The sequence below is a fragment of the Methylobacterium terrae genome, from assembly GCF_003173755.1.
Classification (GTDB): Bacteria; Pseudomonadota; Alphaproteobacteria; order Rhizobiales; family Beijerinckiaceae; genus Methylobacterium; species Methylobacterium terrae.
Genome location: NZ_CP029553.1, coordinates 5237160 through 5257553, shown reverse-complemented (window position 1 = coordinate 5257553; position 20394 = coordinate 5237160). Strand labels below are relative to the sequence as shown.

Sequence of the window (20394 nt, the reverse complement as noted above, 5' to 3'; positions counted from 1 at the left end):
GCAGCGGGCGAAGCGGCGGAACAGGCCGCGGTCCTTCACGACCAGGGCGTCGAGGTCGTCGAAGGCGAGCGCGAGGTGCTTGTAGGCGTCGTTGTAGACGAAGAAGCGCGGGAGGGGAGCAGGCCGCTCGAAGGAGATGCGGCGGTGCACGCTCTCGCGGTAGACGAGGTCGCCGTCGGGGGTCTCGGTCAGGACGACGTCGAGCGGGCTCGCCACGCCGCGCCCGAGCGGGCCGAGGAAGGTCTCGTCGGAGGCGTAGTGGCGCGACAGGACGAGGTCGAGGGTGCCGCGGATCGTGAACTCGACGTCGTGCGAGACCGAGGCGCCGGTGTCGATGCGCACCGGGTTGCTCACCTCGCACGGGCAGTCGGCGCGGCCCTTCTGGTTCTTGGGATCCTTGGGCTCCTCCGGCACGTCGCGTCCGCCGGGCTTGTCGGAGGTGGTCTCGGCCCCTCGCAGCCGGCGGCCTTGGCGCCCGCCGCCTCGCCCAGGGCGAGGGCACGCCCCCGCCCACGCCCGGCTCGTCGCCGAAGCTCTGCGTGATCAGCGAGCCCTGCACGTGCGTCGCCAGACCGGTCTGGCGCACCGTGCCGGCCATGTGGCCCGCCGAGGGGTCCTGATCTCGCACCCGGCGGGGCTCGTCGGGCCGGGCAGGTCGCTAGGGCGAGCCGACGCGACGGACCGGCACGATGCGGCCGAAAGGATATCCGGGTTCGGGATCGGTGAGGCGGGTCACCGTGAGCGGTTCGAGGGAGGCCAGGAACAACATGTGCTCGGGGGCGCTCACCCGGCGCAGGTTCTCGGCCCGGCGCGCACCTCCCAGTTGCAGGGCGGGGAAGAAACCGTACACCTCGTTGTGTCCGAGCGGCCCGAGTCGGGCGCGTGCCTGCGGCAGGAGCGGCTCGCCGTCCTCGTCCGTCGTTGGATCGAAATACAGGAAGTTCGACAAAAAATTTCCTACTGAAAAATCGGCGGAAAACTGCTTTCCTGTTTCGCTGCTGATTCGCGATCTATCGGGTGGATTGTATACCGTCCCTAGAAGCAGATCGACCGTGATGCCGTACCGCTGTCGGTGCCAAATCCAAATCTGAGCGAACGCATCGTAGCCAACGACCGTCATTTGCGTTGGTTCGAAATCGGGGTCGTCCTTAAAGATGGCCTCGATAATGCCCTGATACGGGGCAGGATCGCAGATCCAGTAACTACCGTTATTGTATGATCCTCGTCCATGTTCTTGCCAGAACCGGAGCAGCGCGTTTGGCAAGCGTGCGCCGTAGCGTTCGATATCTTCATAGCCTACCTTTATTGCTTGCTCTGGCTCTCCTGCCTCTTCAATAAGTTGTGCGAAAGTGTCATGTTCCGGCATATTCATGCAATCCTTTTCACGAGTTGCAACATGCTACGGATAAGATCATGCTTCCAGCCTCTCGCAAATGCTCAGACGGATTTGCATCGGGCATCCCTTTTCTGCCATGTCTTTGGCATAGTTACGCACCTGATTTTTTCGGCTATCGCTGTCGGGTTTGTTCCAGGCGGCTCCGATCGCCGAATTGATGTTGGTGTTGCCCATCCCAGCGATGTCGGTGGGATCGCCACCCGCCACCATGTCGAGCCGATGCAGCGCCGCCAAGCTTGAGATGTGCTCTCTCCATGCTGAGGATCCAAATTTTTGAGTAAAGCCATCCCGATTGGCAGAAATATATGCTTGTTTTGCTGCATTTTGATATGGCTCTGAGATTTTACGCATCGCAGGGCTATAATTATCGATATCCGTCACATTCTGCTGCGGCGACTTGGCATTGATCTTATCCTGCTGCATCTGGAGCTGACGCTCGTACTCCTTGGCATCATACCCGTTGCGGTTGAAGCAGATCCGCCGGCCATAGCAGCGTCCCGTCGTGCGCGTCCCGTCGCCGGGACCAGGAGCAGGCCTCGGCTGCGGCGCCGGATCCGGAATCGCCGAGGGCTCGATCGGTCGCAGCATCTCCGGTAGTGGCCGCTCCGTCGGGTCGGGCTGCGACCCATCGGGCGCCAGCGGGCTCGGAAAGCTCGGCGGCAGGGGACGGATCGTGGGGGCAGTCCTCGGAAGGATGCCCGGAACCCAGGGCGCCGGACTGAAGGCGTATTGCGGTCCGGCCGGCGCTCGCGATGAAGGTCCTGCGTTCTCATTCAACCGCGCGTTGGCGGTCGTCAACATCGCGTACTGCGTGTTCGACTGGGGCGGTCCTTTGTACTGACTCGTATCGTCGGTGTAGATCAGCCGCCCGACCGTGTTCTTGTGGTTCATCCACCACTCGTCGTCGTGGCGTACCACGGGGCGCCCCTCCGCCCGCACGCTCGACGACCACGTCTTCGGCTCGCATTCCGCTCCCCGCGTCCCCGACTTCACGCCACCGCCCGTGCCCGGCTCGTCGCCGAAGCTCTGCGTGATCAGCGAGCCCTGCACGTGCGTCGCCAGACCGGTCTGGCGCACCGAGTTCGCCATGTCGGCCGCCGAGCGGTCCTGGTAGGCCACCAGGCTGTAGGGCACCGGCACCATCGCCGCACCCACCGGCGTCAGGCACACGTCCGGGCTGGTCGAGACCACGATTCCCCGGCCCACGTCGCGCGAGCCCTCCCGCGGCAGGCTCATGGCGACGCCCTCACGCCGCGTCCTCCGCCTCGGTCAGCCCGTGCGCGCCGCAGCCCGGCAGGCCCCGGGCCTCGTCCAGGGAAAGAAGCGAGAGCACGGCGAACAGGTAGGCCGGGCACCGGGCGATCCAGCCGCGCCAGGTCAGATCGAGGCGCGGTCGCTCGCCGCTCAGGTCGAGGTGCAGCCCGTCGAGGTTGAGCCGGCTGCGCACCGCGCGCCCATCGTCCCAGGCATGGTCGGCGACCGGCACCACCCCCGGCAGCGTGAAGGACAGCGCCGCCCCGCCGGGCCGGCAGCCCGAGACCCGCACCGCCTCGCTCCCGTGCAGGTAGCCCGGCAGGATCAGGCCGGGATGGGCGGTCTGGTAGAAGCGGTAGTCGAAGTCGCCCGGCAGCCGCGGGTGACGCTCGGCCTTCCAGGCCTCGTCGTAGGTGCCGGCATGGCGCTGGCGCGGCTCCCACCAGGGCGGGATCGGCCCGAAGCCCTGCGGCTCGGGCGCGTCGTAGGGGCCGGCGACGGGGGCGGCCGGGCTGTCGATCTGCGGCGCCGGGAAGGGACGGCCCGGCCGGGTGTGGTCGCGGTGCGCGATGCCGGGACCGATCGGGTTGCGCCGGTCGACCTCGCCGTCGGGATCGCCGAGGAAGCGCCCGCCCGCCGCGCGTCGGTAGTCGAGCGGCACGGCCGCGGCCGGTTCCGCCTCGCCGAGCTTCCAGGTCGGCTTCAGCAGGGTCAGCCCCGGCTGCCACTGCCGCGGGCCGTGCACGCGCAGGCGCGCCGTGTGTCCACCGACGCTCAGCTCGACCGGCCACGTCCGTGCCGGGCGGCCGGCCGGAGCATGCGCCGACCCGACCAGGGTGACGTCGGCGGCCGGCTTGAACGGGATGAGATCGCCGACCCGACGCATCGGCGTGCGGTGGGGATCGCCCTCGTGCTCGTCGACCAGGACGGTCTCCTGCCGGTCGGCGAGCTCGACCGCGCCGTCCGCGCCGAGCGTGTAGGACGCCCGCACCGCGAGGCAGGCCATCAGGTCGCCGTCGCGGTGGAGCTGCGCGAAACCGATCGCGGCGAACGGGGTCTCGTTGCGGGCGAGCATCAGCTCGCCGCCCCGGGCAGGTTCAGGTCGATGACCTTGCCGTTGATCTTCACCGGACCGGAGGCGGTGAAGTTGAAGTTCGTGCCCAGGATCGTGACGTTGCCGTCCTTGTCCATGATCAGCTCGGATTGTCCAACGACGATCTTCAGTTCGGTGCCAACCTGGACGAGCATCCTGTCGCCGACCTGGACGGTGTATTCCTGGCCGATACTGAGGTTCTTCGCGTGGCCGACGGTCTCGGACGCGGTCTGCCCGACATTGACGACCTTGCTGACCCCGACCTGCTCGGTCGCGGCGATGCCGGTGGTGGTGTTCTGGAAGCGGGTGACCATCGTGTTCATCACGCCCCCCAGGCCGCCCATCATCCCGCCGACCTGGCCGGCGAGCGCGGTGCCCGCCGCCGCCATCCCGGCCCCGCCGGCGGTGCGCAGGCTGCGCACGCTCGCGTCGTTGATCCCGGCCCGGACCCCGTCGATGCCCCCGCCGAGCAGGCCCCCGATGCCGCCGCCGCCGACCAGCCCGCCGAACCCCGCCGCCAGCCCCGCCAGCGCGCCGCCGCCCGAGAGCGCGCCCGCATCGACGGGGGCGTTCGATCCGCCGGCCTCGGCCGCCATCGCCTCCATCGCGACGCCCATCGCCTGGCCCAGCAGCCCCGCCGTCTGCCCCGACAGACCCGCCATCGCCGCGCCCAGCGCCGCGCTCGCCACGCCGCCCACCGCCCCCACGGTGAGCGAGCGCGACCCACCGATCGCCTGGTTCTGGTTGTTCCCCACCTCGAACGAGTGGTTCGCCCCCACGCTCCCGACCTGGTTGGCGTCCACCCGCGCCGTCGCGTCGTTCAGAACCTTCGTCGTCATGTCCTTCTGGGCGTGGGTGAACAGGTTCTCGGACCCCGCCACGTCCTCCATCGAGATCTCGTTGTAGCCCCGCCCCTTGTAGGTGTTGGACCGGACCACGAGCTTGGTCTTGTGCGCCGGCAGCGCGTAGGGCACCGGGTTGTTCGGGTTGGGCGCGATCCCGACCACGATCGGCCGGTCCGGATCGCCCTCCTGGTAGGCCACCAGCGCCTCCATCCCGACCCTGGGGATGATCTGCTGGCCCCAGCTCGTCCCGCCCCAGGACTGCGTCACCCGAACCCAACCGGTATCCGTCCCGTCGCCCCGGGCGCGCCGGTCCCACAGATGCGTGAGCTTGACCCGTCCGAACGCGTCGGTGTGGATCTCCTCGCCCGGCGGTCCCGCGATCCGGGCGATCTGCAACCCGTCGATGCGCGGGCGCGGCACCGCGCGGTGCGGCGTCGCCGGGCGGTCGGCCGGCAGGGTGGTGAACGCGTTCTCGTAGTGCGGCGTGCCCGCCCCGCTCTCGTAGGTCGGGTCCTCGGCCCGGTGCAGGATCTGCGTCACTACCTGCGCCGGGTAGACGTGGCGCGGGTGGGCCACCTCGTAGGGGGTGAAGCGCGAGCCCGCCGCGAGCGTGCGCACGCTGGAGCGGCCCTCGATGCGGTCGAAGCCGGTCTCGGTCGCCTGGATGCGCAGGCGCGTGGCGCGCTCGCCGGCCTCGCGGGTCAGCGCCCTTGCCGGATACTCGTAGAGTTCGTAAGCCGTGTTCTCGGGAACGCGGTTGATCGACGGTGTATCGGCAACCAGATCGAGATTTGGCGTTAGAAACTCGTAATCCTTACCGGCTCGTCTTCCTGGGGTGAACGAGAGCTGCCGGCGCCAGTCGTGGATGTGCTCGGCATCCGACGAGCCGAAGGCGAGACGGACCCGGGTCTCGGTCCCGCCGTCATAGGCCGAGGGATGGTCGCCGACGACGAGCGTGTGCTTGCCGCGCTCATGCCGGAACCACAGGAACAAGCCTTCTTCGAGGCGGCGCAGCAGATAGGCGAGATCGGTCTCGTTCCACTGCACGACATAGTCCCGCTTCTGCGGCGGGCGGGTGACGCCGGCAAGGTTGTAGTCGCGGATGCGGTGCTCGGCACACAGCGTCTCCAGCACCTCGAGCGTCGATTGGGTCAGGAAGATGCGGCAGTCGCTGCGCTGGCTCATCAGCCACAGCCGCGGGCGCAAGGTCAGCGCGTACTGGCGCGCGCCTCTCGTGACGATCGGCCCCTCGTGCAGCTCGGTGACGAGCCCGTTCCAGACCCGCTGCGAGCCGTCGGCCAGCGTGAGGGAGAGGTCGGCGGCGGTGCCGACGATCTCGTCGGGGCGGACCTCGTCGCGTTGCGCGCGGACGCGGGCCTGGATGGTGAAGAGGCGGTTGAGGCCCTCCTCGACCTCGAGGCGTTCGAGGAGCAGGGCGTCGGGTCCGAGCACGGTGTCGATCGCCATCAGGCGCCCGGCCTGGGTGTAGCGCACGTGCTCGCTCATCGCCTGCCCTGCCGTAGAAGTCCATGGAGTATGCCATAGTCTAGGACGGGGTGCCCGGACGATCAACCCGGCGGAATGCGGCGGATGCGGGGACGGTCCGCTGCGCATGACGCTGGGGATCCGGGATGTCCGGTCGTATAGCCGGCGCAAGGCGGCGCCCGAACGCGTCGCCTGCCGGGGCCGACGATCCTCGTCAGTTGCCGCCGGCCCGGGCCGCCGCCAGGTCGGCGAGGCGGGCGGCTTGCGCCAGGCGCCGCGCCTCGTCCTCGCCGGGGCGCCCGACGCTGAAGCTGCGGGTTCCCCGCCGCCCGCCCGGGCCGGTCGCGAACGCGACCCAGCGCGCCGCCCGCCGTGCATCGGCCTCGAACCGGTGCGCGCCCTGGATCGCGGCCGCCCCGCGCCGCCGGCGGCGTACACCGCTCGCTCCCGGATCCGGCAAATCCGGCAGCACCGCCTCGACCGCCGCCCGACAGGCCCGCGCGACGTGCAGCGCGCCGGCGGATCCGCCGTACTTGGCGTCGGAAAACACCCGCACGAGGCTGCGCCCGTCCCGCTCGAGCGCCACCCGCCAGCCCGGCAGCCCGCGGCGCGGCGCGTCGCGGCCGAACACCCGCCGCTCGTCGGGGGTGAGGTCGTCGAGGCTCGCGCCGTCGCGAGCCGGCCCGGCCGACGGCGCGGAGCGCGGCCCCGCCCCGGCCTGCTCCGGTTCGCTCCGGCCCGGATCCGCAGGGGCAGCCTGCAGGGTGCGGTGCAGGATGCCTCGACGGCGTTCCAGAGTGCCGCGCGATCCTGCGCCCCGGCCGCTCCGTCCGGCGCCACGATGAAGCTCGCCGCGACCCCGGTGCGGCGCTGGTCGTCGTGAACCACGCCGGTGCGTTCGTCGGCGATGAGGCAGGCGGCACGGTAGGCGGCAGCCGCGGTGGCGCTGCGCCCGCCGGCGCGGGAGACGGGCTTGATGCTGAGATGGTAGATCGCCACGTCTGTTGCGTTCCCAAGCCCCTGCCGCAGGAGGAGGGAACGTGAGCACTCACATTGCGATAGCAATGTTCAAGCGAACCCTTCCACTCCTTTCCAGGGTTACCATAGCCTGATATCCCCGCGACAATCTTCCCCTACGCCATGCGGCCGATCCCCATGCCGCAGCCCCGGGCCGCGCCCATCGACGCCCTCCGAACCGGGCTGACTCAGGTCCGGAACCGGCTGCAGCAGATCGATGCGCGAGCGGCCCGGGAGGTGCGCAAGCGCGACACCCGCCGCAAGATCATCCTGGGCGGATTGCTGCTCGAGGCGGCCGGCAAGGAGCGGCGGTTCGCCGAGGCGCTCGACGAGCTGAGCCGGTTGATCAGCCGCTCGACCTTGTTGCGCTCCCGGTAGGCGGCCTTGTCGAAGTCGGGCTGACGCGGCTGATCCTTGCGGGTCGGGATCATCGGCTCGATCCGCCGCTGCTTGAGCCGGCGGCGGGCGGGTGGGCTGGAGTAGCCTCGATCTCCCGCCGCCCGGCGCGGACGCAGGCGGGGCCGGCCACGTCCCGGCCGCAGCACCGCGCCCTTGTCCATCAGCGCGTCCAGCGCAAACTGCGCGTGCCGCTCGCCAGCCGTCAGGACGGCCGCGATCGGCTTGCCCCCGCCCTCGACGCGCAGGTGCAGCTTGGTCGAGAACCCGCCCGGGCTGCGCCCGGGCGCCTCGCCCGCACCCTCGACCGTCCCCTCACCCCCCGATGGCGCCGGACCGGCGTGCTGGTGGGCGCGCATCACCGTCGCGTCCACGAAGTGCAGGTCCCAGTCGAGGTCGCCGTGGGCATCCGCCTGCGCCTGCAGGCGCTGCAGCACCCGGTCGAACACGCCGGCCTTGCGCCAGCGGTAGAACCGGCTCGACGCGGTCCCGACCGACCGCTCCGTATCGCGCCGGTAGGTCCTCCCAGGGCACGCCCGTGCGCAGGATCCAGAGCATGCCGTTGAGCACCTGGCGATGATCCACCGCAGGACGGCCGGTACGCGGCTTCTGCGGCGGCGGCAGTGGGGCGATCTGCTCCCGCTGCGCGTCGGTCAGTTCAAAGCGTCGCATCCCGACCGCATGGGCGCTCACCCCGCCCGTGTGAACCCCTCTGCAGAGACGCCCTGGAAGCTTTTCACGGGCGTTCTCCCGTCATCATCCGCGTGACCCGCCCATTGGCCAGGGAACGACGAGGCCTGGACCACGGGATCGGGACCGGTGCGGCCCGTGATGTCGACCCCGCGGCGCCCGCCGCCGGGTCGTCAGCCGTTCTCCGCCGCCGGGACGAACTCCTCCCGCATCGGCGTGAACACGTCGGTCAGCGCCCCGGCCTCGACCGCGACGGCGGAGTGGATCGCCCCGGAGGGAACGAGGAACGTGTCGCCGGCGACGAGCCGCGCCGTCTCGCCCGCGATGGTGACGTCGAACACGCCCCGCTCCACCAGGGTGCACTGCACGTGCGGGTGGGAATGCGCCGGGCCGACCGCGCCGGCCTCGAAGGCGACCCGCACCAGCATCACGCCGTCGTCGTAGGCGAGCACCTGCCGGCGCACGCCCGCCCCGGCCGGCTCCCAGGCGACCTCCGCGCCCCGGGTGAAGACCTGTCCGCGCCGTCCCATCCGGCTCTCCTGCGTCACGAAACCCGTCACTTCACGAAACCCATGCTGCGGGGCAGCCACAGGGTGATCTCCGGCACGAAGGCGATCAGCACGAGGCAGACGAGCAGCAGCAGCAGGTACTTGCCGATCGGCCGCACCGTCTCCTCGAGCGAGACGCCGCCCACCGCGCAGGCGGTGTAGAGGCCGAGGCCCAGCGGCGGCGCGAACAGGCCGAGGCCCATCGCGATGATGAGCACGATGCCGTAATGCAGCGGCGCGATGCCGAAGCCCTGCGCCACCGGCAGGAGCAGCGGCCCGAAGATGATCAGCGCCGGCGCACCCTCGAGCGCGGCCCCCATCACCACGAGGAGCGCGATCGACACCAGGAGGAAGATCCAGGCGCCGCCGCCGTGGCTCAGGGCGATCATCGCGTCGGCCAGCGCGTGCGGGACCTGGTTGATGGTGAGCGAGAACGCGATGGTCTGCGAGGCCGCGACCACGAACAGGATCATGCCGGCGAGCGTCGCCGAGCGCACGAACAGGTCGGCGAGCGCCCGCAACGAGAGTTCGCGGAAGCACAGGATCCCGACCACGATCGCGTAGACGACCGCGAAGGCGCCGATCTCGGTGGCGGTGGCGAAGCCCGAGCGGTAGCCGCCGAAGATGATGACGATCACCCCGAGGCTGACCGCGCTCGACCAGAGGAGGTGGCGCAGGCTGTGGTGCGAGCGCTCGACCGGGGCCGGCCGCGAGCGGGCCGAGAACACCACCACGCCGGCGATGAGCGCCGCCGCCATCAGCAGGGCCGGCAGGATGCCGGCCGCGAACAGCCCGCCGATCGAGATGTTCGCGACGTAGCCGAGGATGATGAGGTTGATGCAGGGCGGGATCGTCTCGGCCATGATGGCGCTGGCGGCGAGCAGCGCCACGCCGTCGCGCGGGTCCTGGCCGGAGCGGCGCATCGCCGGCACCGTCACGGTGCCGACCGCGGTCACGTCGGCGAGCTTCGAGCCGGAGATGCCGGAGAACAGCACCATGGCGAGGATCGTCACGATGCCGAGCCCGCCCCTTCGCTCGCCGATGGCCCGGCGCAGGAGCTCGATCAGCCGCACCGACATCCCGTTCACCTCCATGGCGAGGCCGGTGAGGACGAAGAACGGGATCGCCAGCAGCACGAAGTTGTCGATGCCGCTCGAGGCCTGCTGGGCGAAGACCGCCGGGTCGATGCCGCCGTCGGCGGCCAGGAAGGCGAGCGCGCCGACCGAGAGCGAGAAGGCGATCGGGATGCCCGATCCCAGCGCCAGGGCGAAGCCGAGGAGGAGGAGCGCGAGCGGACTCGGGGCCGCATCGGGCAGCAGGATCGACCACGCCGCGACGATGCCGACGAGACCGGCGAGCGCCAGCGCGGCGAGCCCGACGTCGCGCCCGCGGCACCCCGAGAGCCGCGCGGCGATGAACACCGCCATGCAGGCCCCGCCGACCACCATCGGATAGATGAACAGGTTCTGCGGCAGCCCGAAGGGCGTGACCTGGGTCGCCGCGGTCGCCGCGTAGGACAGGGCGCAGGCGGCGAGCGCGAGCGAGACGCCGAGCTCGACGAGGAGGCCGGCGGCCTCCATCACGGCACCGAGCGCCGGCGGCACCGCGTCGCGCACGATGCGGATGCCGACGTGGCGCCCATGCGCCACCGCCGCGGCCCCCCCGAGGAACGCCACGACGATGAGGAGCATGCGGGCGACCTCGTCGGCCCATTCGAGCGAATCGCCGTGGACGAAGCGCCACAGGACGGCGGCCGCCACGACCAGGAGGTCGGCGAGCAGGGCGAGCGCCGCCAGCGCCTGGACGGCGCGCAGCAGGCTCGCGACGATCGCGGCCGGCAGGGAGGCGCGGGCCGCGACGGCGGCCGGGCCGGTCTCGACGAGCATGGGCGCGGCTCCTCAGGCCTGGGTGATCGCCGCGAGGATCGGCTTCGTCGCCGGGTAGGTCTTGGCGAACTCGTCCCAGAGCGGCGTCACCAGGGTGCGGAAGGCGGCGCGGTCGCAGTCGTGGATGCCGACGCCGTTGCCCTTCAGGGTCGCCAGCGCCTTGGCCTCGATCGCGGCGGCCTGGCCGCGCTGGAACGCCGTCGCCTCCGCGGCGGAGGCGAGGAACGCCTCGCGGTGCTCGGCCGGCACCTTGTTGAAGGCGCGGTTGCCGATGACGATCGTCTGCGGGTTGCAGATGTGCCGGGTGAGCGTGACGTGCTTGGCGACCTCGTAGGCCTTGATGGCGAGGATCGTCGGCGCGTCGTGCTCCATCCCGTCGATCACCCCGGTCTGGAGCGCGGTGTAGACCTCGCCCAGCGACATCGGGGTCGGCGAGGCGCCCATGGCCCGCAAGGTGGCGACGAAGTTCGCCACCGGCAGGACGCGGATCTTCTTGCCCCTCATCGCCGCCGGGGTCTCGGCGGCCTCGCGCGCCGTGACGTTGCGGCCCCCCAGGCTGTAGCCCCAGCTCAGCACCTTCACGCCGATCCGGTCGGAGAAGATCCGGTCGAGCTGCTGGCCGGCCGGCCCGTCGAGGATCGGCCCGGCGCTCTCCATGGTGGGGAACAGGTAGCCGAGATCGAGGACGCCGATCTCCGGCGCCAGCGTCGACCAGATCGACGAGCCGGAGATCATCATGTCGACGACGCCGAGCTTCACCGAGCCGACGACGTCCGATTCCTTGCCGAGCTGGTTGTCGGGGAAGTAGCGCACCTGCACGGCGTCGCCGGTCTTGGCCTTCAGGCTCGCGGCGAAGCGGTCGTACCAGAGCCAGTGGGCCGAGTTCGGGTCGGCGGGCAGCGAGGAGGAGAGCCGCAGGGCGACCGGCGCGGCGCGCGCGGACCCCGAGCGCAGCAGGGCGGCAGCGGGCAGCGCGCCGAGGCCGAGCGCGACGGCGCGGCGCGAGAGGCGACCTGAGAACGGGCGACCTTGCGTCATGATTTCCTCCGCGGAGACCGGCGCCCTTCTGGTGGGGCGTCCGACTTGTATGGTAGTGTATGCACATCGTGCGGAGGCTGTGAAGCGGAATGATCGAGGTGACGACGGGCTCTGCGGCGGAGCGGGTGGAGGCGTCGCTGCGGCGCTCGATCATCGCGCTCGACGTGCTGCCGGGCACGCGGCTGTCGGAGCAGGAGATCGCCGCCCGCCACGGCGTGTCGCGCCAGCCGGTGCGCGAGGCGTTCATCGGGCTCTCCCGCACGCGCCTGGTGGAGGTGCGCCCGCAGCGCGGGACGGTGGTGGCCAAGATCTCGGTCCCGCGGCTGATGCAGGCGCGCTTCGTGCGCGAGGCGATCGAGACCGCGGTGGTGCGGCGCGCCTGCGAGACGTTCGATCCCGCGAGCCGGCGGCGGATCGACGACCTCGTCGCGCTGCAGGCCGAGCGGGCGGGCGCGGGCGACCACGCCGGCTTCCAGCGCGCCGACACGCTGTTCCACGCCGCCCTCGCGGAGGGGGCGGGCTGCGCGCTGGCCTGGGAGGCGGTGCAGGACGTGAAGGCGCATCTCGACCGCGCCTGCCAGCTCACCCTGAGCGACGCCGCCGCGATGCTGCCCCTGGTGGACCAGCACCGCGCGATCCTCGCCGGCCTCGACGCCCGCGACCCGGAGGCCGCCGCGGCGGCGATGCGCCATCACCTGTGGGAGATCGTGCGCGCCCTGCCCAGGGCCGAGGCCCGCTACCCCGACCTGTTCGAGTAGGCGGCCTCGGTCCGCGGCCGGTCGAGCGCCGCGTCGGTCCCGAGGAGCGCCGCGATCTCGCGGGCGCATTTCGCGGCGGCCGCGGCGCAGCGCATCGCGCAGCGATAGCCCGCGAGATCGTTCTCGGTCAGCCGCTCGGCGGCCGCCGCGAAGAACGTGGCAGCCAGCTCCATGCATTCCGCCGCGCATTGCCGGATCATCTCCGGCGTCCCGTGCGCGGGGCCGGCCGCCCCCTCGTCCATCGCTCTTCCATCCGGCACGAGGTCCGGCCGCCCGCGGGCCGGGCAGGTCCGTCGCCCGCGGTGATCTGGCCTGCCTCGCGCACCCGGACAAGCCCGTTCGACGCGGGCCGTGCCACCGGCTCGACCCGGGGGCCGTCGCGGCGGCGCGCTCGGCGTCAGGGAATCGCGACGGACGTTCGGCAACGTCGCGCTCGGCACCGCCGGAGGCAGCGCGCCGTCAGCCGCCGGTGGCGAGGACGGCGAGCCCGGTTCCGCAGATCCGGCGGCGGGACGAACGGACAGGCTCGGCGACACCGCGATCGCCGCCCGGGCGGGCAGCGTGGCCGGATCGCAGCGGCCGCTCCGGACCGCGGGCCTGCGCACCCACGGGCCGGCCTTGCCTCGGCACCTGAGGGCGGCGATCCCGTTCCGGTGCTTCTGCAGGCGCCCTCGAGGAGGACAGGGCTCCTGTCGTACCGCAGCGCCTTCGAACGGATCCGTTCGACGGCGCCGGCTGAGCCCGAACGGGCGCCGGCGTCCATGCGCCGAACGCCCGTGCATCGACGTGTCGATGCACGGGCGCGATGGGATCAGTTCGTCACCGGCTCCGCCGTCCCCGGCAAACGAAACCGTTTCGCGATCCAGGGCGGCGAATACCGCCCTGGATAGCGAGTGCTTATTAGGGACGTCCGGCACGCGGCAAGACCCGCCGGACGGGTCCTGCGCCTGAGCTTGCACCTTCGATTGTTGGAGGTCCGGCCCGGACGGCTCCTGCCCGGTCGCGTCGAAATCAGCGCCGGCCGAACAGCCGCTCGACGTCCGAGAGCTTCAGCTCGACGTAGGTCGGGCGGCCGTGGTTGCACTGGCCGGAGAACGGGGTCGCCTCCATCTCGCGCAGGAGCGCGTTCATCTCCTCCGGCCGCAGGCGGCGGCCGGCGCGGATCGAGCCGTGGCAGCTCATCCGCGACAGGACCGCGTCGAGGCGGCGGGCGAGCGGGTCGGCTCCGCCCTCGGCGAGGGCGTCGACCACGTCGGTGAGGAGGGCGCGGAGCGACCCGCCGGCGAGCGCGGCGGGCACCTCCCGCACCAGCACCGCCCCGTGGCCGAAGGATTCGAGCACGAGACCGAGATCCTGCAGCGCCTCCGCGGCGTCGGCGAGCCGGTCGGCCTCGGCGGGATCGAGCTCGACCACGTCGGGGATCAGCAGGATCTGGCGGGCGATGCCGCCGCCGGCCCGCTCGCGCTTCAGCCGCTCGTAGACCAGCCGCTCGTGGGCGGCGTGCTGGTCGACGATGACGATCCCGTCCCGGGTCTGGGCGACGATGTAGGTCTCGTGGAGCTGCGCCCGCGCCGCGCCGAGCGGGTGCTGCTCCGCCGGGTGGGCGGTCGCCTCGGGGGGAGGCGCCCGCAAATCGGCGCTCGGCGCCCCCAGGTCGCCGGCGAACCGCGCCTGGGCCGCCTCGCCGAAGCCTGCCCGCCCGGATGCCTGGGGCGGTCCCTCGTAGGCGGCCTGAGCGGGCTCCTGCGCGTTCCAAGTCGGTGCGTCCCAAGTCGGCGCATCGTGAGTCGGCGCATCGCGAGTCGGCGCGTCCCAAGACGGCGCATCCCAAGACGGCGTGCCCCGCGCCGCGCCGAAATCCCGCTCGACATCCTCCGCCCGGCCCGAGCCTGCCGGACGGGGAGGCGCCGTCTCGTCGCGCCGGGCGAACAGGCTCGCGGCCTGGCGCGCGGCGGCGGGCGCGGCGGCCTGCCCCGGCGTGTGCGCCGGCCGCAGGCTCTCCAGGGTGCGGGCCGCCACCGTGGCCGAGCTGCGTCCGCCCTCCCGGCGCAGGGCCTCGTGGATGGCGCTGACGATGAGCCCGCGCACGAGGCCCGGATCGCGGAAGCGCACCTCGGTCTTGGCCGGGTGGACGTTGACGTCGACGAGGGCCGGGTCGCAGGTGAGCGCGAGCGCGAGGATCGGGTGGCGGTCGGACGCCATCACGTCGGCGTAGGCCCCCCGCACCGCCGAGAGCAGCAGCCGGTCGCGCACCGGCCGCCCGTTGACGACGAAGTGGACGTGGGTGGCCGCCGCCCGGTGGAAGGTCGGCAGGCCGACATGGCCGTCGAGGGCGAAGGCCTCGCGCTCGAGGCTCAAGGGCGCCGAGTTCTCCCCGAATTCCGGGCCGAGCACCGCGACGAGCCGGCGCAGCCACGAGCCCGGTCCGGTCTCGGCCGGAAGGACGAGCCCGCTTCCCGACGACCCCTCCCCGCTCAGGGTGAAGCGGATCTGCGGATGGGCGACCGCGAGGCGGCGCAGGATCTCGCCCACCGCCGTCGCTTCCGCCCGGTCGGACTTGAGGAACTTCAGCCGCGCGGGCGTGGCGGCGAACAGGTCCGTCACCTCGATCCGGGTGCCCGGCTGGGCGGCGGCCGGCCGTACCGGCCCCTTGTGGCCGGCATCGACCACGATCCAGTGCCCGGTCTCGGTGCCCGGCACCCGCGAGGTGATGGCGAGCCGCGCCACCGCGCCGATCGAGGGCAGCGCCTCGCCGCGAAAGCCCAGCGTGTCGATGCGCTCGAGGTCGCCGTCCGGCAGCTTCGAGGTGGCGTGGCGCTCGACCGCGAGGGCGAGGTCCTCCGCGCTCATGCCGCCGCCGTCGTCGACGACCCGGATCAGCTTGCGCCCGCCGGCGGCGATCGTCACCGCGATGCTCGACGCGCCGGCATCGACCGCGTTCTCGACCAGTTCCTTGACCGCGGAGGCCGGCCGCTCGACCACCTCGCCGGCGGCGATGCGGTCGACGAGGACGGGGTCGAGGCGGCGGACCTGCGGGCGTCCGGGGGGTGAAAGAGCCATGGAGCGAATATAAGGTTTTCCGGGCCCGCCCAGAAGGTGCGGGCGCGAGCGTTTCCACCGGGACGGATCATCGCGATGACGGACGACGGGACCGTGCTGCGCCCCTGCGAGGCGGCCGACCTTCCGGCGGTGACGGCGATCTACGCCCACGCGGTCGAGACCGGCCGGGCCTCGTTCGAGACGCAAGGTCCCGACGAGGCCGAGATGGGCCGGCGCCGCGCGGCGCTCGTCGCGGGCGGCTACCCCTACCTCGTCGCCGCGCGCGGCGGCGCCGTCCTCGGCTACGCCTATGCCGGGCCCTACCGGACCCGGCCGGCCTACCGCCACACCGTCGAGACCTCGGTCTACCTGCGGCCCGGCGAGGCCGGGCGCGGCCTCGGCCGGCGCCTCCTCGGGGCGCTCCTCGCCGAGGCCGCGCGAGCCGGCTTCCGCCAGGCGGTGGCGGTGATCGGGGATTCCGGCAACGCCGCCTCGATCGGCCTGCACGCCGCCCACGGCTTCCGGCACGTCGGGGTGTTGCGCGCCGTCGGCTGGAAGCACGGCACCTGGCTCGACACCGTGCTGATGCAGCGCGACCTCGGCCCCGGGACGGGACGCCGCCCCCGGGCTGAACGGGGAGGCGCGCGGGAGGCGTCGGTTACCCGGACTTAACCCTGGCCGTTGTACCGCTCTTAACCATGATGGCCCGGCCCCCGACGGGCCCCGGCGGAGCGGAGCGGCAGGCCCGTGGCGGACGAGCGGCGAACACGCGGACAGGCCGGGTCCGGCGTCCCGGCCCTGGTGCTGGCCGCCTCCCTCCTCGCCGCGGGACCGGCCTGGGCGCAGGGCGCGGCGCCGTCCCTGTCCCCGGCGGGCGACCCGAGCCTCGCCGGCCCGCTCCCGGGCGGGCAGGACCCCGACACCTTCGCGCTGCGCGGCGCCAACCCGGCGCTCCAGGCCGGCCTCCCCCGCGGTGCCGCCGCCCGTCCGGGCGCCGCCTCCCGCTCCGGCGCCCGGGCGCGCGCGCCGCAGCGCCGGACCCGCGCGCCGACCACCGCCATCACCCGCCAGGCGACCCAGCAGGGCACCGCCGACGACCTGCGCCTGCGCCCGACCGTGCAGATCCCGGTCTCGGGCCTGCCCGACCTCGCCGCCGCGGCGCCGCTCCTGCGCCGGCGGCCGATCGACCCCCTCGACCCCTACGCGCCGCTCGGCATCCGGGTCGGCGGCCTCACCCTGTTCCCGGCCCTGCAGCAGAGCGTCGGCTACGATTCGAACCCCGACCGCTCGATCCTGCGCCGCGGCTCGATGGTGCTGCGCAGCCAGGGCGAATTGCGCGTCGAGAGCGACTGGTCGGCGCACTCGCTCACCGGCGAGCTGCGCGGCGGCTACTTCACCTATCCGGACAACCGCAACGCCAACCGGCCGGACGGCGACGGCGCGATGCGGCTGCGCCTCGACGTCGCCCGCGACACCAAGGTCGACGTCGAGGGCCGCTACGCCATCTCGACCCAGCGCGCCGGAAGCCCGGACCTCAACGCCCAGGTCCGCGACCGGCCGCTCGTCGCGACCTATGGCGGCACCGTCGGGCTGACGCAGAGCTTCAACCGGCTGCAGGTGACCGTGGCGGGCCTCGTCGACCGCCAGACCTTCGAGAACGCGCAACTCGCCAACGGCACGCTGCTCCGCCAGGACGACCGCAACGTCAACCAGTTCGGCCTGCGCCTGCGCACCGGCTACGAGATCCGCCCCGGCTTCACCCCCTTCGTCGACACGCTGGTCGACACCCGCATCCACGACTTCGCGGTCGACCAGTTCGGCCTGCGGCGCGATTCGGACGGCATCACCGTGCGGGCCGGATCGAGCTTCGAGTTCAGCCGGCTCCTCACCGGCGAGGTCTCGGGCGGCTACCTGTCGCGCCGCTACGCCGACAGCCGCCTGCGCGACATCACCGGCCCCGTCGTCGACGGCACGGTGACCTGGGCGGCGACGCCCCTCACCTCGCTGCGCATCGGCGCCTCGACCGGCGTCATCGAGACCATCGTGCCGGGGGCGAGCGGCATCCTCACCCGCACCGCGGTCGCGGAGGTCACCCACGACCTGCGGCGCAACCTGCGCCTGACGCTGACCGGCACGCTGATCAGCAACGACTACCAGGGCACCAGCATCCGCGAGCAGGGCTACAGCGCCGGCGTCAGGCTCGATTACCGCCTCAACCGCTGGCTGGGCCTGCGCGCCAGCTACGCCCGCGAATTGCTGAAGAGCACCGCGATCGGCTCGAGCTACCATTCCGACACGTATCTCGTCGGGGTGCGGGTCAACCCGTGAGAGGTGCCGCCGGGCCTCTCTCCCCTGCCCGTCCGTCGCAGGGCCGTCCGGAGGATCGGAGAAGCGTGGCTTCCCCTCTCCCCGCGGGCGGGGTGAGGGGAAGACCCGCGCCGTCACGGCCGACGGGTCGGCTCCGCCCCCGCCTCACAACTCCAGGATCGCCTTGATCACCCCCGCCTCCGGCCGCAGCCAGTCGCGGAACAGGTCCGGCCCCTCGGCGAGCGGCCCGCGATGGGTGCGCAGCGCCCGCGTCGGCACGCGGCCCGCCTGCATCTGCCGCACCACCTCGGCGAAGTCGTCGGCTTGCGCGTTGCGGCTGGCGAACAGGGTGGTCTCGCGCTTGTGGAACTCGGGGTCCGAGAACGCGATGTCGTCGCGCACCACGCTCACCAGCACGTAGCGGCCGCCATGGCCGACGAAGCCGAAGCCCCGCTGCATCGCGGCGCGGTTGCCGGTGCAGTCGATCACGCAATCGTAGAAGTCGCCGTCGGTGGCGGCCCCGGCCTTCGCCTCGGCGTCGTCGTCAGCCCGCAGCAGCGCGTCGGCGCCGAGCGCGCCCTGCGTGAAGGCCAGCCGGTCCTCGCGCAGGTCCATCACCGTGACGTGGGCGCCGCGCGCCTTGGCGAAGATCACCGCCGCCATGCCGATCGGGCCCGAGCCGACCACCAGCACCCGGTCGGCGGCGGTGACGCCGCCGCGCTTCACCCCGTGGGCGCCGATCGCCAGGAACTCGATCATCGCGGCGTCGTCGAGCGGGGTGTCGCCGACCGGCACGACGTTGCCCGCCGGCACGCTGACCAACTCGGCCATGCCGCCGTCGCGATGGACGCCGAGCACGGAGATGGCCTGGCAGGCGTTGGTCACGCCCTTGCGGCAGGCGACGCAGGCGCCGCAGGACAGGTAGGGCACGATGTAGGCGTTCTGCCCCGCATCCAGGCCGCTGCCGGCCGGCGCCCGCTCGATCGTGCCGGACAGTTCGTGCCCCATCACCCGCGGGTATTGCAGGAACGGGTGCTTGCCCTGGTAGATGTGGAAATCCGTGCCGCAGATGCCGACGCGGCGGATGCGCACCAGCACCTCGCCCTCGGCCGGGACCGGCTCGGGCCGCTCGGTCAGCCGCAGGCGGCCCGGCTCGTCGCAGATGAGCACCTTCATGGGTCGGGTCTCTCCAGGCAGGGGATCGGAGTCGGGCGACGGATCAGTGGCCGTAGGCCGCCGCCAGCGCCCGCAGGGTCGGTGCCGCCGGGCTCTCGCCGCTCTCCGCCACCCAGGCCAGGAAGGCGGGGATGCGGCGCTCGACCTTCTGGGCGTGGTTCTGGGCGATGTCGGCGAGGCGGTGGTCGAGGTACGGGTTGAGGAAGCGCTCCAGGGTGGCGGCGACGTAGGCCTTCGCCTCCGCCCCCATGCCCCGGGCGGCGAAGCCCGGCACCACCTCGTCGCGGTAGAGCGCGTCGAGCCGGGCCCGGATCGCCGGGTCGGCCAGGATCTCCCGCACGGTCTCCCCCGCCGGCCGGCCCTCGCGCTGCCAGATCTCGGCCAGCACCGTGTGGCCGAGATTGAGGATGTGGAGCTTCAGCCGCTCGTAGGGCTCGAGGTCGTCGGTGAGCACGAGGCAGGGGTGCTCGCACGGCAGCACGAGGCCGGGCCGGCGCTCGATCGCCCACAGGGCGTAGGGCTCGGCCACGGCGCCGACGGGGGCGAGCGGCTCGGAGACGATGCGGTCGACGAGGGTGTCGGTGAAGACCACGCCCTCGCGCAGCCAGGCGAGGAACGCCTCCGGCAGGCGGGCCTCCGTCGCGAGGTCGAGCACCAGGCCTTGCAGCACCCGGCCGTTGCGGTTGATCAACTCGCAGGGAAGCACCGTGAGCGGGCGCCCGCCCGCGAGCCAGCGGCGGTGGAGGAGCTGGGTCAGCTTGCCCGGGAACGAGGCCGGGGGACGGGCCTCGCGCCAGCCCCCGCCGCGATCGGCCTCGGCGATCGCGTAGCCGGTATCGCCGGTATTGGAGAGGACGATCTCGGCCTCCTCGATGACGAGGGCCGTCACGGAATCCCAGTCGACGGCGGCCGAGAGGCCGCGATCGATGCTGGTGACGGCGACCCGGCGCTCGACCGGGGTGCCGGCCTCGAGGCCGCGGATGATCACCGGGTAGCCGCCGGGCGCCCCGAAGGCGGCGACGCGGCCCGCGCGGGTTGCGTCGCCCGAGGTCTGCACCACCGCGACCGGGCCGACATCCTGGCCCGCCTCGCGCGCCTCGTGGATGAAGAGGTCGGCATGCGCCTGCAGGAAGCGGCTGGTGCCGAACTGGACGACGCGCCGGGTCATGCGAGCGCCGCCGCGGGCGCGCGTCGGGAGCGGGTCAAGGGCGTATCCTCACCGGGTGGATCGTTGTTTTTCGCCCGGCATGAAGGGCCGCGGGCCGTCCGGCGTCAAACGGTTTTTCCCCTCCGGGTGCGGGGGCCGGGGGCCATCGCGTCCGTTCGACCGGCGCGGCGGAGCCGACGCCGCCGGCATCATTCCGGGCCGCCGCAGCGGAGCTCGAAACGATGCGGAAGGTGCAAAATCCGCTGGCGGCGGTTGCGTGCCTTGCCATGATTTCTTCTTCGACTTCTGACAATGCTAC

The 20394-nt window shown here is 72.4% G+C and carries 15 protein-coding genes and 3 pseudogenes; 3 read left to right on the top strand and 15 right to left on the bottom strand.

All coding sequences use genetic code 11. The annotated features are described in order from the left end of the window. Nucleotides 1-189: 189 nt before the first annotated feature. The 11 genes and pseudogenes from DK419_RS30100 to DK419_RS24220 all read right to left on the bottom strand — a co-directional run. Nucleotides 190-342, bottom strand: a pseudogene (locus DK419_RS30100) (DUF6531 domain-containing protein); the annotation flags it as partial. Between the two features lie 316 nt (nt 343-658). Beyond that, nucleotides 659-1366, bottom strand: a complete 708-nt coding sequence (locus DK419_RS24260) for a GAD-like domain-containing protein (RefSeq protein ID WP_162561390.1) — start codon at nt 1364-1366, stop codon at nt 659-661. A gap of 45 nt (nt 1367-1411) precedes the next feature. Then, nucleotides 1412-2632 (bottom strand): PAAR-like domain-containing protein, encoded by a 1221-nt coding sequence (locus DK419_RS28835; protein WP_162561389.1) that lies wholly within the window; start codon nt 2630-2632, stop codon nt 1412-1414. A 10-nt stretch (nt 2633-2642) separates the two neighbouring features. Next, nucleotides 2643-3725 carry a DUF2169 family type VI secretion system accessory protein gene (locus DK419_RS24250; protein ID WP_109961368.1) on the bottom strand — a complete coding sequence of 361 codons (1083 nt, stop codon included), beginning with the start codon at nt 3723-3725 and terminating at the stop codon, nt 2643-2645. Beyond that, a complete protein-coding gene (gene tssI, locus DK419_RS24245; RefSeq protein WP_167450871.1) occupies nt 3725-6094 on the bottom strand; it encodes a type VI secretion system tip protein TssI/VgrG in 2370 nt (789 codons plus the stop codon). The genes DK419_RS24250 and tssI overlap by 1 nt, the downstream gene beginning before the upstream one ends. A 193-nt stretch (nt 6095-6287) precedes the next feature. Beyond that, nucleotides 6288-6704 carry an AP2 domain-containing protein gene (locus DK419_RS29080; RefSeq protein WP_245443059.1) on the bottom strand — a complete coding sequence of 139 codons (417 nt, stop codon included), beginning with the start codon at nt 6702-6704 and terminating at the stop codon, nt 6288-6290. A gap of 203 nt (nt 6705-6907) precedes the next feature. Further along, nucleotides 6908-7072 (bottom strand): annotated as a pseudogene (locus DK419_RS29075) (MobA/MobL family protein); the annotation flags it as partial. A gap of 206 nt (nt 7073-7278) precedes the next feature. Beyond that, nucleotides 7279-8158, bottom strand: a pseudogene (locus tag DK419_RS24235) (IS5 family transposase). A gap of 191 nt (nt 8159-8349) precedes the next feature. Beyond that, complete coding sequence (locus tag DK419_RS24230; RefSeq protein WP_109961366.1) at nt 8350-8706, bottom strand: cupin domain-containing protein; 357 nt, start codon at nt 8704-8706, stop codon at nt 8350-8352. Nucleotides 8707-8732: 26 nt separating this feature from the next. After that, the gene (locus tag DK419_RS24225) at nt 8733-10610 is read right to left on the bottom strand and encodes a TRAP transporter large permease (protein WP_109961365.1); all 1878 of its coding nucleotides are present in this window, start codon (nt 10608-10610) and stop codon (nt 8733-8735) included. A gap of 12 nt (nt 10611-10622) precedes the next feature. Next, the gene (locus DK419_RS24220) at nt 10623-11648 is read right to left on the bottom strand and encodes a TRAP transporter substrate-binding protein (protein WP_109961364.1); all 1026 of its coding nucleotides are present in this window, start codon (nt 11646-11648) and stop codon (nt 10623-10625) included. 89 nt (nt 11649-11737) lie between these two features. On the opposite strand from DK419_RS24220, the gene DK419_RS24215 reads away from it, so the two are divergent. After that, on the top strand, nt 11738-12406 hold the full coding sequence (locus DK419_RS24215) for a GntR family transcriptional regulator (RefSeq protein WP_109961363.1): 669 nt from the start codon (nt 11738-11740) through the stop codon (nt 12404-12406). Here the strand turns inward: DK419_RS24215 and DK419_RS24210 are convergent. Together DK419_RS24210 and mutL are read right to left on the bottom strand one after the other, a co-directional pair. After that, nucleotides 12385-12648, bottom strand: coding sequence for a hypothetical protein (locus DK419_RS24210; protein ID WP_109961362.1), 264 nt, complete (start codon nt 12646-12648; stop codon nt 12385-12387). The genes DK419_RS24215 and DK419_RS24210 overlap by 22 nt on opposite strands. A gap of 769 nt (nt 12649-13417) precedes the next feature. Beyond that, a complete protein-coding gene (mutL, locus tag DK419_RS24205; RefSeq protein WP_109961361.1) occupies nt 13418-15466 on the bottom strand; it encodes a DNA mismatch repair endonuclease MutL in 2049 nt (682 codons plus the stop codon). A 75-nt stretch (nt 15467-15541) separates the two neighbouring features. Between mutL and DK419_RS24200 the strand changes: the two genes are divergently transcribed. Together DK419_RS24200 and DK419_RS24195 are read left to right on the top strand one after the other, a co-directional pair. Beyond that, nucleotides 15542-16117: a GNAT family N-acetyltransferase gene (locus DK419_RS24200; protein WP_208642242.1), complete on the top strand. Its 576-nt coding sequence runs from the start codon at nt 15542-15544 to the stop codon at nt 16115-16117. Between the two features lie 75 nt (nt 16118-16192). After that, nucleotides 16193-17773 carry an outer membrane beta-barrel protein gene (locus DK419_RS24195; RefSeq protein WP_109961360.1) on the top strand — a complete coding sequence of 527 codons (1581 nt, stop codon included), beginning with the start codon at nt 16193-16195 and terminating at the stop codon, nt 17771-17773. Between the two features lie 144 nt (nt 17774-17917). Here the strand turns inward: DK419_RS24195 and DK419_RS24190 are convergent, their stop codons facing one another. Together DK419_RS24190 and DK419_RS24185 are read right to left on the bottom strand one after the other, a co-directional pair. Then, nucleotides 17918-18928: a zinc-binding alcohol dehydrogenase family protein gene (locus DK419_RS24190; protein ID WP_109961359.1), complete on the bottom strand. Its 1011-nt coding sequence runs from the start codon at nt 18926-18928 to the stop codon at nt 17918-17920. A gap of 43 nt (nt 18929-18971) precedes the next feature. Next, entirely contained in the window at nt 18972-20096 is a 1125-nt protein-coding gene (locus DK419_RS24185; protein WP_109961358.1) for a mannitol dehydrogenase family protein, read from the bottom strand. Nucleotides 20097-20394: the final 298 nt, after the last annotated feature.

Excerpts from the sequence above, each read along its gene's own strand:
- DK419_RS24260 (WP_162561390.1), bottom strand. The coding sequence starts at position 1,366 with ATGCCGGAACATGACACTTTCGCACAACTTATTGAAGAGGCAGGAGAG.
- DK419_RS28835 (WP_162561389.1), bottom strand. The coding sequence starts at position 2,632 with ATGAGCCTGCCGCGGGAGGGCTCGCGCGACGTGGGCCGGGGAATCGTG.
- DK419_RS24250 (WP_109961368.1), bottom strand. The coding sequence starts at position 3,725 with ATGCTCGCCCGCAACGAGACCCCGTTCGCCGCGATCGGTTTCGCGCAG.
- tssI (WP_167450871.1), bottom strand. The coding sequence starts at position 6,094 with ATGAGCGAGCACGTGCGCTACACCCAGGCCGGGCGCCTGATGGCGATC.
- DK419_RS24230 (WP_109961366.1), bottom strand. The coding sequence starts at position 8,706 with ATGGGACGGCGCGGACAGGTCTTCACCCGGGGCGCGGAGGTCGCCTGG.
- DK419_RS24225 (WP_109961365.1), bottom strand. The coding sequence starts at position 10,610 with ATGCTCGTCGAGACCGGCCCGGCCGCCGTCGCGGCCCGCGCCTCCCTG.
- DK419_RS24220 (WP_109961364.1), bottom strand. The coding sequence starts at position 11,648 with ATGACGCAAGGTCGCCCGTTCTCAGGTCGCCTCTCGCGCCGCGCCGTC.
- DK419_RS24215 (WP_109961363.1), top strand. The coding sequence starts at position 11,738 with ATGATCGAGGTGACGACGGGCTCTGCGGCGGAGCGGGTGGAGGCGTCG.
- DK419_RS24210 (WP_109961362.1), bottom strand. The coding sequence starts at position 12,648 with ATGGACGAGGGGGCGGCCGGCCCCGCGCACGGGACGCCGGAGATGATC.
- mutL (WP_109961361.1), bottom strand. The coding sequence starts at position 15,466 with ATGGCTCTTTCACCCCCCGGACGCCCGCAGGTCCGCCGCCTCGACCCC.
- DK419_RS24200 (WP_208642242.1), top strand. The coding sequence starts at position 15,542 with ATGACGGACGACGGGACCGTGCTGCGCCCCTGCGAGGCGGCCGACCTT.
- DK419_RS24190 (WP_109961359.1), bottom strand. The coding sequence starts at position 18,928 with ATGAAGGTGCTCATCTGCGACGAGCCGGGCCGCCTGCGGCTGACCGAG.
- DK419_RS24185 (WP_109961358.1), bottom strand. The coding sequence starts at position 20,096 with ATGACCCGGCGCGTCGTCCAGTTCGGCACCAGCCGCTTCCTGCAGGCG.